Origin of the sequence: Victivallis sp. (assembly GCF_048170485.1) — a bacterium.
Taxonomy (GTDB): domain Bacteria; phylum Verrucomicrobiota; class Lentisphaeria; order Victivallales; family Victivallaceae; genus Victivallis.
In genome coordinates this window covers 1-9,986 of record NZ_DBEXAY010000037.1, presented here as the reverse complement: position 1 = coordinate 9,986, position 9,986 = coordinate 1, and the positions used below count along the sequence as shown (strand labels likewise).

General features: G+C 59.1%; 7 protein-coding genes and 1 tRNA gene. 1 reads left to right on the top strand and 7 read right to left on the bottom strand.

All coding sequences use genetic code 11. The annotated features are described in order from the left end of the window. Positions 1-60: 60 nt before the first annotated feature. The 7 genes from ACMLHG_RS01855 to ACMLHG_RS01825 all read right to left on the bottom strand — a co-directional run bounded on the left by ACMLHG_RS01855 (position 61) and on the right by ACMLHG_RS01825 (position 7,577). Positions 61-1,086 (bottom strand): LacI family DNA-binding transcriptional regulator, encoded by a 1,026-nt coding sequence (locus ACMLHG_RS01855; RefSeq protein WP_417169358.1) that lies wholly within the window; start codon positions 1,084-1,086, stop codon positions 61-63. A gap of 162 nt (positions 1,087-1,248) precedes the next feature. Then, positions 1,249-2,091, bottom strand: a complete 843-nt coding sequence (locus tag ACMLHG_RS01850) for a carbohydrate ABC transporter permease (protein ID WP_295807612.1) — start codon at positions 2,089-2,091, stop codon at positions 1,249-1,251. Positions 2,092-2,106: 15 nt separating this feature from the next. Continuing rightward, positions 2,107-3,636: an ABC transporter permease subunit gene (locus ACMLHG_RS01845; protein WP_417169357.1), complete on the bottom strand. Its 1,530-nt coding sequence runs from the start codon at positions 3,634-3,636 to the stop codon at positions 2,107-2,109. Positions 3,637-4,591: 955 nt separating this feature from the next. Next, positions 4,592-4,679 (bottom strand) — tRNA-Ser (locus ACMLHG_RS01840). A 54-nt stretch (positions 4,680-4,733) separates the two neighbouring features. Beyond that, positions 4,734-5,354, bottom strand: coding sequence for a CDP-diacylglycerol--glycerol-3-phosphate 3-phosphatidyltransferase (gene pgsA, locus ACMLHG_RS01835; RefSeq protein ID WP_295807617.1), 621 nt, complete (start codon positions 5,352-5,354; stop codon positions 4,734-4,736). Further along, complete coding sequence (gene rimO, locus ACMLHG_RS01830) at positions 5,347-6,729, bottom strand: 30S ribosomal protein S12 methylthiotransferase RimO (RefSeq protein ID WP_417169356.1); 1,383 nt, start codon at positions 6,727-6,729, stop codon at positions 5,347-5,349. Before rimO ends, pgsA begins: the two co-directional genes overlap by 8 nt. Before the next feature lie 8 nt (positions 6,730-6,737). Continuing rightward, entirely contained in the window at positions 6,738-7,577 is an 840-nt protein-coding gene (locus ACMLHG_RS01825) for an inositol monophosphatase family protein (protein ID WP_417169355.1), read from the bottom strand. 177 nt (positions 7,578-7,754) lie between these two features. On the opposite strand from ACMLHG_RS01825, the gene ACMLHG_RS01820 reads away from it, so the two are divergent. Then, positions 7,755-9,707 carry a sialate O-acetylesterase gene (locus ACMLHG_RS01820; RefSeq protein WP_417169354.1) on the top strand — a complete coding sequence of 651 codons (1,953 nt, stop codon included), beginning with the start codon at positions 7,755-7,757 and terminating at the stop codon, positions 9,705-9,707. The last annotated feature ends 279 nt before the right edge of the window (positions 9,708-9,986 follow it).

Sequence of the window (9,986 nt, the reverse complement as noted above, 5' to 3'; positions counted from 1 at the left end):
GTTTTTTGTCCTTATTTTGTTGATTTCACGCTCTATCAATTAGGTAAAAATTTTTTCGTATCAAATGGATTCGCGCCATACAATACGCGGGGTGACGCAAATGCTGTGCTTGTGATGAACTGATCTCTTTTCGTTCAGCTGCTCCAGCAGGAGATCGAACGCATATTTGCCGATCTCCTCGTTGTTGTCGTCGATGGTGGTCAGGCTCGGATACAGACTGCCGGAAAACGGTTCGTTGTCAAAACCCGCCACTGCAATGTCCTCCGGAATTCGGAATCCCCGCTGCAGAAGTTCCCGCATGAGGTAGGAGGCCGCCAGATCGTTCGGCGCGATCAGGGCATCCAGCTGCTCGGGAAGAACAAATTCCGTAATGGCCCGGTGCATCAGCTCTTCCAGGCTCACCTGTTCATCGGGCAGGAAGTGAATCCATTGTTGATCCATCCCCGCCTTTTCCATGGCGCGGCAATACCCGTCTTTTCGCTGTTGAATGCTGTGATAGGAGGGGTCTTCCATGATGATGCCGACCCGTTTGCGCGTCCGGAGCAGGAGCGACGTGAGCTCTTCCACTGCCGCGGCGCGATCGATTTCCACACAGCATGCGCCCGGCAGAACCGGTTTTTCGACGAAAACGATGTTCTCCGCATCGCGGAACAGCTCCTGAAGCTTCTCCTCCTGCCCGGGGTAGTCATGGGCCAGGCAGATCACACCATCGACGTTGTACTGCATGAAATTGGAATAGTGGTGGTACAGACTGTCAATGCTGTTGTGCGCTTCGCCGATCAGCAGTCGATAGCCGTTCTCCGCCGCATATTTGTCGATGAATGCCAGCGTGCGGAAGGTCACCGGCGGCGGCTGGGCATCGATGAGAATCCCGATCAGATGACTGCTCTGCCCGGTCAGCATCCGGGCGGAGAGGTTCGGCTGGTAATGGAGGCGCTCCGCCGCCTCCCGGATCATCCGGGCGGTCTCTTCGCTCACACGGATATTGCTGTTGCCGCCGCCGAGCACTTTACCCACCAGGGCGCGCGATACTCCCACCGCGTCGGCGATATCGGAAAGCGTCACTTTTTTCTTTCTGGCAAGCATATTCGATCCGTTTGCTCCATGATTCTGTAACGATGATTTCTCGCTCTATCAATATTATACTCGAAAAAGTCGCAATGTCAACAGTTGATCAAAATTTTTGTCAAAAAAAACATGAAAAAAGCGGCGGAAAACTGTTTCCGCCGCAATCGGGAGGCACGGGCCTCAGCCCTTCACTCCGCCGAGCATGATTCCCTTCACCAGCTGCTTCTGCAACAGCACGAAAATGACGATCATCGGTATGACGCTCATCGTGACCGCCGCCATCAACAGATGGGTCTGCTGTCCCTGCGACGCCTGAAACGAGAGCATGCCGATCGGCAGGGTGTATTTGTCGGGCGTCTTCATCAAAACCAGCGGCCAGAAGAGGTTGTTGTAGTTCCCGATGAAGGTGAAGATCGTCAGCGTCACCAGCGCCGGGCGGGCCAGAGGCAGAACCACATCCCAGAAGAGCTGCCACTTGGTCGCGCCGTCGATCTCGGCGGCTTCGTCAAGCGATTTCGGGATGTTCATCATGAACTGACGCATCATGAAGGTGCCGAAGGCCGAGAAGGCGGCGGGCAGGATCAGACCGGTGTAGGAGTCCACCAGCCCGAGCAGCACCATGTTCTGATAGTTCGGCACCATCATCACCAGTCCGGGCAGCATCATGGTTGCGAGGTAGAGAAAGAACACCTGATCGCGTCCTTTCCACTGCAGCCGTGAAAAGCTGAACGCCGCGAGACTGCTGGTGAACACCTGAAGAAAGGTGATCCAGCAGGAGACGAAGATCGTGTTCCAGTACCAGCGGCCGAAAAAGATCCCTTTCATGGTGAATACGTCGCGGTAATTGTGCCACTGGCAGACCTCGGGGAGCCAGGAGTCGGCTCCGATCTCGTCGATCAGCTTGAGGCTGGTGAGGATCATCCAGGTGAACGGCAGGATCAGCAGCACCGCCGTGATGGTGAGGACGATATTCAGGGTCAGGAGTTTGGCGAAACCGCCCCAGAATCTGTGTTTTTCCTTCATGATGAGGAGTCTCCTTTAGTCGTTTGTGTAGCGGTTGCCGAATTTCCAGTTGAATATGGTCACGATGAACACCATGAAGAAGAGCATCCACGAGACTGCCGACGCGTATCCGAGCCGTCCGGTGCTGAAGCCTTCGTTGTAGATGTAGTAGGCGAGCGTCGTGGTGGAACCGGCGGGGCCGCCGTCGGTCATCACGCGCGCCATGTCGAATCCGCCCTGCAACCCGCCGATGATCGACATGATCATGATGAAGAAGGTGACGTTGGAAAGCTGCGGCCAGGTGATGTTCCAGAAACGCTGCCAGGGGCTGGCGCCGTCGATGTCCGCCGCTTCGTAGAGTTCCGGCGAGATGCCGGAGAGGCCGGCCAGATAGAGCAGCATGTTGTTGGAACCGATTGCGCCCCAGAAGCCCATGATGAGCAGCGAGGGTTTGGCCCAGTAGTAGTCCGAGAGCCACATCGGCGGGGTGAGGCCCTCTTCCGCCGCCGCCATTTCCGGCAGTTTCCAGACGACACAGCAGAGGCCGATCAGCGCCATGTTCAGCACCATGACCGAACCGTCGATGATGGTGGAATCCCCGAGGCCGCGGTCGATGATGCAGGGGTACTTCCTGCCGACGATCGAGCAGCGGATGAAAAAGGCGCCCCAGCCGATGATGAGGAAGGCGGCCATCAGGAGGAGAATGAAACTTCCGCTGCCGCCTTTCCCGGCAACCTCAGTCCAGGTCGGAGCCGTCCACCACCAGGCGAAAATGAGCGGGAGCGAGGAGAGAATCATCCCCAGCCAGACGCTTGCCGTGCCGGATTCTCCATCGCGCCAGAGCCGCAGTTTGCGCCACACCATCCAGAGAAAGATGAGGCCGGCAGCCACCAGCAGCCCGATGCCGATCGCATTGCAGGCCGGACTGATCTGACGCGCGACCGGTGTCGCGAGATTCAGACGCGGAGACAACGCATTGTTGATCGGGCCGTTCAGGGGGTTGTAGAGCTTCTTCCACAAAATATAGGTTGCGACGCCCGCGGTGAAGTAGGGGAAATAGAACAGGGTGCGGTAGACCGTCTGCTGGCCGATGGAGCCGAGAATCAGCACGGCGCCGGTGAGCGACATGAGCAGAAGCGCCATGGCGGAGCCGCCGAAGCCCAGAATGGCGAGCAGTCCGAAGCAGGAGACCATCACGGCGGTCAGGATCATCGTGATCTTGAGCCGTTTGCGGAAATCCCCCTTCTGAAACTCCATGTTGAGCAGCAGGGCGGCGACGAGGCTGCCCGCGACGCCGAACGGAATGCCGATCATGAGAAAGAAGGTGTTTCCGAGATAGTGGGGGAAATCCGGATCGGAGAAGAGCTTCACGAAGTTGTCGAATCCGACGAAACGGATCGGTTCGAAACGGAAGAAGTTGTGCATCTCAAGGTTCCAGTCGGTGAACGCCATGTAGATGCTCATGAGCAGCGGAATGAGCGTAAAGGCCACGAATCCGAGAATATTCGGCAATAGGAAACCGATCCCGGCCGCGATATCCCTGACCTCTTTTCTGTTGATCGCCATATTCGTCTTTCGCCTCCCTTGTTGTTTTATTGTATCTCTGCTTTCTATCAGAAAATATTCCATATATCAGCCTGATCCGGCCGCCGCGTCTTGAGGAGCGCGGTGATTCCGCTGGTCCGCGAGGGCGGAAATCCGGAGCTGGAATGATCCTTTTACGGAACGTTTCGGCAGTAATATCCTGTTGTCAAAGTGTGCTGTGTTTTCGGCAGAGGACAGGAAGCCTGACTGCTGGCCGGGCAGTTTCCATGTCACATGCGACACGGAGGAACGCCGGGGGAAGGGAGGTCGCCTGCCGTTCTGTCTGTTTCGAGTGCTCCGGAGCGACTGCGCCGCCCGGAGGCCGTCATGTCATCCCCCGCAACGGTCAGCAAGACAGAAATAACACATTTCCACAGAGCAGAAAATGAAATCTGCCTGTCGAATGTCCATTTCGGATGCCGAAGTTGCCGGAACCCTGCAGATCTTCTCTTGCCGGTTACTCGGATGCGGAATTCTGTAGTCACAAACAGCAGGCAAACAGTGACGTCCAGATCCCTCTGCATCTTCCGGCAGATAACTCTGCGGGTTGACATTTTTAATTTTCTTACTATAAAAGATACACTGATTCCGCGGAAAATCAACTGAAAATTGAAAAATTTTTTTTCACTGCGATGTTGAGGTCCGGAAGCGGGGAATGCTCTGCTTCCTTCCAGGTTCAACTTGCTGATTGTCTCTTTGAGCCCCGGAACGTCCCGTTCAAACAGTTTTGCTCCATTTCCAGAGAGTGACTCCCTCCATTGCAGCACATCTCACAATGGAGGCAATATAAGGTTTGTCGCGGCTCTTCTGCCGACGCGGCGCATCCCGGGAAAATCCGTGTACCGGGGACGGGGAAGGTTTCCGCAGGAAAAGAGTCCGGGAGGAGAGAACAGGACAACATTCTCCTCCGTCTGTCACATGAGGGAAAAGAAAAAAATGGCGGAGAGAGTGGGATTCGAACCCACGTAGAGTTGCCCCTAACCACATTTCCAATGTGGCGCCTTCGACCACTCGACCATCTCTCCGGGATGATTTTCTAAATATAGTTCCTGATTTGCGAAAATCAAGCGCCAATGACGCTATTTTTCACTTTTATCATCACCTGTGTGCAGGAACAGATCCCGGTAACGGATAAAATACCCGAGTCCGGAAAGCACCGTCACCAGTACAATTCCGCAGAGGTAGGCGATCCAGACGTACCAGAGCCGCACCCCGAACCACTTCGCACTGTGAAGATCGAACTCCCACACCCACGACGCTCCCGCAATCGCCAGCATCACCATCTGAAGCGCCGTCTTCAGCTTTCCCCACCGGTCCGCTGAAATCACCACCTGCTTTTTGGCCGCCAGCGTCCGCAGACCCGTCACCATGAACTCCCGGCAGAGCACCGCAACGGCGATCCACGCCGGCATCAGCCGGTATTCCACCGCGATCAGCATCGTCGCCGTCACGAAGATTTTGTCCGCCAACGGGTCCATCAGCGCGCCGAAATCGGTGATCTGATTCCAGCGCCGCGCCAGATGCCCATCCAGAAGATCGGTGGTCCCGGCCAGAATCGCCAGAATATACGCCCCCAGACGCAGCGGGAAAATCCACTCCTCCGAGAGATAGGCGCGATTCGCCAGCGTCGCCAGCACCACGAAGATCATCACCATGACAATGCGGCTGACGGTGAGTATGTTCGGCAGGTTTTTACGCATGTTTCGCCCCCTTTTTCGCTGAGTGAACCGGTTCGGCGATGAGATCGTACCCATCGGTTCCGATGATTCTGACCTGGCAGAACTCTCCTTCGCGGAGCCGGGCCGGTTTCGGTATTGCAATGACGTTGTCGATTTCCGGCGCATCCATCGGGCCGCGGGCGATTGCCACGTGGCCGTCGATTTCGTCGATCAGAACTCGAAACTCTTTTCCCTCCAGTGCCTTGTTCGCCCGCTTCATCCGCGCGAGCTGCTGTTTCATCAGCTTCGTTGCCCGCGCTTCGGCGAGCTCCTGCGGGATCTGCCCAGGCAGTTTCGCCGCCGGCGTCCCCGGCTCGGCCGAGTAGGGGAAGACGCCGCACCGTTCGAACCGGAACTTCCGGGCGAACGCCTGAAGCTCTTCGAACTCCTCCTCGCTTTCCCCCGGGAAGCCGGTGATGAAGGTCGTGCGCAATGTCAGATCCGGAATCCGCCGCCGCAGTGTCGCGAGCAGTGTCTCGACCTCCTCCCGGGTCACATGGCGGTTCATCGCCCGCAGAATCCGGTCGGAAATGTGCTGCAATGGAATGTCGAGGTAGGGCAGCACCTTCGTGTCCGGCCGCGCCAGAAAGTCGATCAGCCCCGGGGTGTAGTGGGCCGGGTGCGTGTAGAGCAGCCGGATGACGAAATCGCCGTCGAGATTGTTCAGCGCCTCCAGCATGAGCTGGAGATTCTCCCCCGACTCCGGGCGGTCCATGCCGAAGGCGGTGATATCCTGCGCGATCACCAGCAGTTCGCGCACGCCGCCGCGGATCAGATTTCTCGCCTCTTCCGTCACCGACGCGATCGAACGGCTCCGGAGCGTGCCCCGGATTCCCGGAATGCTGCAGTAGGTACAGCGGTTGTTGCAGCCGTCGGCGATTTTGAGATAGGCCAGATGCGGCAGCGTAAGCTGCAGCCGCGGAGTGGTTTCATCATACAGGTAGCACGGAGCCCCGGCGGGCGCGGGGGCGACGTCGCTGTCGAGCAGTTCGGCGAGTTTCGCCGTCTGGTTGACGCCCGTCCAGAGGTCCACTTCGGGGAAGTTCTTCCGCACTTCGCCGGTTTTATCCCATTCCGTGAGGCAGCCGGAGACCACCAGACGGCGGCCTTCGGCGGCGCGTTTCCACTCGATCCCCTCGCGGATTGCCGCAAACGCCTCTTCCCGCGCGGCGGGGAGGAAGGCGCAGGTGTTGATCACATACAGATCGGCCTCCTCTGGATCGAACGCCAGCGTACGCCCCGCACTGAGCAGTGTCCCCGCGATCACTTCGGTGTCGACGAGATTCTTGGAGCAGCCGAGGCTGACTAAAAAGAGTGCCGACGGTGCGGCGGGATGTTTTTTTCTGCGCGATTCCATGATATCGTTCACTCCTGTCGGATATGGCTCCAGACATATTCTGCGGTTTCCCGGTCGGGAGCCGCCACAACCGGAGCCTTCAGCCGCCAGCGCATCGGCCCGGGCTCGAGATGGAAGTTCCCGGAGGCGGTGATTGCAAGATCGAGCTCCCGCCCGTCGGCAAAGCGGTTGACGAACCCTGCGGCCCGCGCGATCGGCAGACCGCCGGCGAGGTCCCACAGTTTGCAGCTCAATATATAGGCGAGAATCCGTCCTTTCAGCAGCGCATAATAACAGCCGACGCAGGTGCTCCAGGCGAAAACCTGGTTGGGCAGGTCGAACCGCCACTGTTTTGCGCCCTGCTGCGGGATGCAGATGTGTCCGGCCGGTGTGAGCGCCATCCGCCGGGGCTGGAACGGCTCCACCACCGGGGCGCCGCTCTGGAGTGCGCGGGCCGAGAAGAGTTCACCGCGGCAGGTGAAGAGCGCTTCGTCATCGACCGGCATGTAGATGGCGCCTTCGGTGAGCGCCCCGTTCTCCATTCGGCCGATGGAGACTCCCCAGAGCGGCACATGGGCGGAGTAGGGGGCGGTTCCGTCGATCGGGTCGATCACGTAGCAGAGGCTCCGGAAGGCGTCGTTCAGATAGGATTCCGGTTTCGTGGCGACGCTCTCTTCGCCGATCATGAAGCACCCTTCGGAAGGGCGGTCGAATCTGTCCGCGAACATCTGCTCGATGGCCCGGTCGGCGCGGGTGACGACCGTCTGGTCGGATTTCAGCTCGATTCCGGGGTCGGCACTGGCGGCGAGCGCAATTCCGCCCGCCTCTTTGAGCAGTTGCAGAACAGTATCGATTTTCCAGTGCCGCATGGTTTTTCCGGAGCTGTCGTGTGATTGATTGAAAATATGATCTTATACAATAGATTATTATTTCATTTTTACAAATCGGAAGCTTGCTTTTTTACGAGGATATTATACTTTTAATGAAGTGTCTGTCTGCCGGCCCGGAACGGCCGGTGCTTTTTTTCAATCATGGAGTTTGTTTTCATGCTGAAATTATCCAATCTGTTCGGAGACCATGCGGTGCTGCAGCGCAACCGCACGATCGTGGTATGGGGCTGGTGCGATCCTTTCGCCATGGTGAAGGGGCAACTGGGGACGGTGTCCGCCGCGTCCCGGGCTGGAGGAGACGGCCGCTTCACGCTCCGTTTCCCGGCGCTGCCGGCAGGCGGCCCGCACAAACTTGTGGTCGAGGTGAAGGAGACCGGGGAAACGGTGGTTTCCTCCGATCTTCTGATCGGCGAGGTGTGGGTGGCGAGCGGACAATCCAACATGGAGTTCTGCGCCGGGGGGCTCACTTCGCGGATCGAGTCGATCCGGAAGGAGTGTTCGCCGTCGATTCCCTTGCGGATGTTCACCGTGGAGCGCAACGCGCAGATCGCGCCGCCGCTGGATGCCGGCGGCGCGTGGCAGGTTCATCTGCCGGAAGAGGTCGACAGCTGGTCGGCGGTGGGGCTGTTTTTCGGCCGGAAACTCCATCGTGAGCTGAATGTTCCGGTCGGCGTGGTGGTTTCCAGCTGGGGCGGCACGATTGCGGAGGCATGGACCAGCCGGGAGATGCTGATGGAAAATCCGGATTTCGCCGCGGATGTGGCACGGTATGAACTTGAGGTCGGCCGCCCCGATTTCTGGGAACGTCTTTCCCCCGAGGAGCTGGCGATACCGTTCCGTGAGAACCTGTCGATCAACCACCGGCTGGAGCCGCTTCTGCCGCCGCTTTCGGAACGGGGCGTTCAGGAAGGCTGGTTTGCCCCTGATTTTGACGATTCCGACTGGGAGATGGTGCAGTTGCCGCGTTCCTGGCAGGAGATCGGAATCCGTTTCAACGGCATCATCTGGTTCCGCCGGGAGGTGGAGATTCCGCCCGACTGGGCGGGGCGTGACCTCTGTCTGTCGATCGGCGCTGTGGACAAGCATGACGTGACCTGGTTCGACGGTGTCGAGGCGGGGCGGACCGGCGAGGGGCTGGAGACGGTCCACTGGAACCAGCCGCGCAACTACCGGATTCCGGGGGAACGGGTGCATGCGGGCCGGTGCGTCATCGCCGTCCGGAACTATTCGTTCCTCTACGACGGCGGCCTGATCGGTCCGGCGGAGCAGATGCACCTTGCCCCGGCGGATGGAACGGGCTCGGCTCTTTCGCTCTCCGGCGCGTGGCGGTATGCGGTCGAATCGAACATCGGTTGCATGTGCGACCGCATCTCGATCATGGGGACCGGGAATCCGAACAGCTACGGCATGCTGTTCGACAACATGATCCGGCCGCTGATTCCGATGGCGATGCGCGGCGTGATCTGGTACCAGGGCGAATCCAACCAGCAGGCGCCGCAACGGTACCGGCGGTTGATGGAGGATCTGATTGCCGACTGGCGGTTCCGCTGGGGGCAGGGCAGGTTCCCCTTCCTGCAGGTGATTCTGGCGGGATTCCGTACGCCGGGCTCCTACCAGCAGGAGGCGGAGTGGCCCCGGATTCGCGAAGCGCAGGCTCTGGCGGCGGTTTCGAGCGGCAATCTCACCGCCTCCGCCATCGACCTGGGGGACGCCACTGACATCCATCCGCACCGCAAACAGGAGGTGGGGGAGCGTCTGGCGCTGGCGGCGCTGGAGCAGGCGTACAGCCGTCCGGTGGTCGGTTCCGGGCCGGTGTTCCGGGAGATGGCGATCGAAGGGAGTGCCATCCGGCTCTACTTCGATCACTGCGGAGCCGGGTTGACCGCGCACGGCCGGGAGCTGGCGGGCTTCTACATTGCGGACCGTTTCCGGAAGTTCCATCCGGCCTCCGCGGTGATCTGCGAGAATACGGTGCTGGTCTCCTCGCCGGAGGTGCCGCTTCCGGTGGCGGTCCGGTATGCGTGGGCGGACAATCCGGAGGAGGCGAATCTCTACAACAGCGCGGGGTTGCCCGCAAGCTCCTTCCGCACCGACGTCTGGGAGGTGTGACGGAGGCGGAGAGATTTCCCGGGCGGTCCTTGACTTTAGCCCGGGAAGGGGTATCTTAAATAGGAGATCTTCCGTTCAACAGCAAGGAGGGCGATACGATGAGCAAGAGTCACGACGTCAAGAAGGAGACCAAGAAGGCGCCGGCCAAGACCCTGAAGGAGAAGCGCGCGGAAAAGCGTGCCAAACGCGGCGAGTGACGCGGCCTCCGGCCAGGACGCAAAAAAGGGCAATTCAAAACCTGACTCCGGTGAAAAATGCCGGAGTCAGGTTTATTTTTTT